The organism is Paracoccus sp. FO-3, from assembly GCF_006386455.1.
In the GTDB taxonomy this organism is placed as follows: domain Bacteria; phylum Pseudomonadota; class Alphaproteobacteria; order Rhodobacterales; family Rhodobacteraceae; genus Paracoccus; species Paracoccus versutus.
In genome coordinates this window covers 1-1,310 of record NZ_VCBQ01000264.1, presented here as the reverse complement: position 1 = coordinate 1,310, position 1,310 = coordinate 1, and the positions used below count along the sequence as shown (strand labels likewise).

The 1,310-nt window shown below is 67.9% G+C and carries 1 protein-coding gene; it reads right to left on the bottom strand.

The features are described 5' to 3' along the window. Nucleotides 1-47: 47 nt before the first annotated feature. The coding region (locus tag FE811_RS26870; RefSeq protein ID WP_219848981.1) for a TRAP transporter large permease at nt 48-1,310 on the bottom strand (1,263 nt) is incomplete at its 5' end.

Sequence of the window (1,310 nt, the reverse complement as noted above, 5' to 3'; positions counted from 1 at the left end):
GCGCCCCGGCATGCCGGGGCGCCCGCGGTTTCGGTTTCGGGCCCTCGTCACATGTGGTTCGGCAGCCACATGACCATGGCGGGGAAGGCCAGCATGATGGCGATGGCGATGAGATGGGCCCAGACATGCGGCAGCACGCCCCAGAACACGTCGCCGGTCGGGATGCGGGCGTATTTCGACACCACGAAGCAGTTGAGCCCCAAGGGCGGCGTGACCAGCCCGACCTCGGCGGTGACGATCAGCACCACGCCGAACCACACCAGGTCGAAGCCCATCGAGGTCAGCAGCGGCGCCAGCACCGGCACGGTCAGCACCAGGATCGCCATCTGGTCCATGAAGCAGCCCAGGATCAGGATGACCACGATCAGCAGCACCATGATGACCCAGCGGTTGACCTCGAGCGCGCCGACCCAGTCGATGATCATGGCGGTGGTCTGGGTCAGCGCGAAGAAGGTGGTGAAGACATGCGCGCCCAGGATGATGATCGCCAGCATGCAGGAGGTGCGGGTGGCGCGGGCGATGATGGCGTAGATCTCGGCGAGCGAGGTGTCCTTGTGGCGGCGGCTGAGATAGAGCAGGCCCGCGGCGAAGGCGCCGACGGCCGAGGCCTCGGTCGGCGTGGTGATGCCGGTGTAGATGGCGCCGGTGACGACCAGCATCAGCAGCACCATGGGCAGGATCAGCCGCAGCAGCGCCAGCTTTTCGCGCAGCGGGAAGGCCTGGCTCAGCGGCGCGTGCTCGGGGTTGCGCGCGGCCAGGACATAGACGGTCAGCGCGATGGTGAGGGTGACGAGGATGCCGGGCACGACGCCGGCGATGAGCATCTTGGCGACGCTGACATCGGCCAGCAGCGCATAGACCACCATGGCGATCGAGGGCGGGATCAGCATGGCGAGCGTGCCCGAGATGGCGACGACGCCCGATGCCATGCGCTTGTCGTAGCCGTATTTCAGCATGGCCGGCAGCGAGGTCGAGGCGAGCGTGGCGGCGGATGCGGTCGAGGATCCGCAGATGGCGCCGAAGCCTGCGCCGGCGAGCGCGGTTGCGATGCCGAGCCCGCCGCGGACGCGGCCGAACCACGCGGCCGCGGCCTGGAACAGGTCGTCGGCGACGCCCGAGCGCAGCACGAATTCGGCCATCAAGAGGAACATCGGGATGGCGAGGAATTCATAGGACGAGGCGCTGTCCTTGGGCATGCTGGAGAGGATGCCGAGCAGCGCCGATCCGCCGCCGATCCAGTAGATGCCAAGCGCGCCCGAGGCGATCAGGGTAAAGCCCACCGGCATGCCCGCCGCCAGCAGCACGAACAT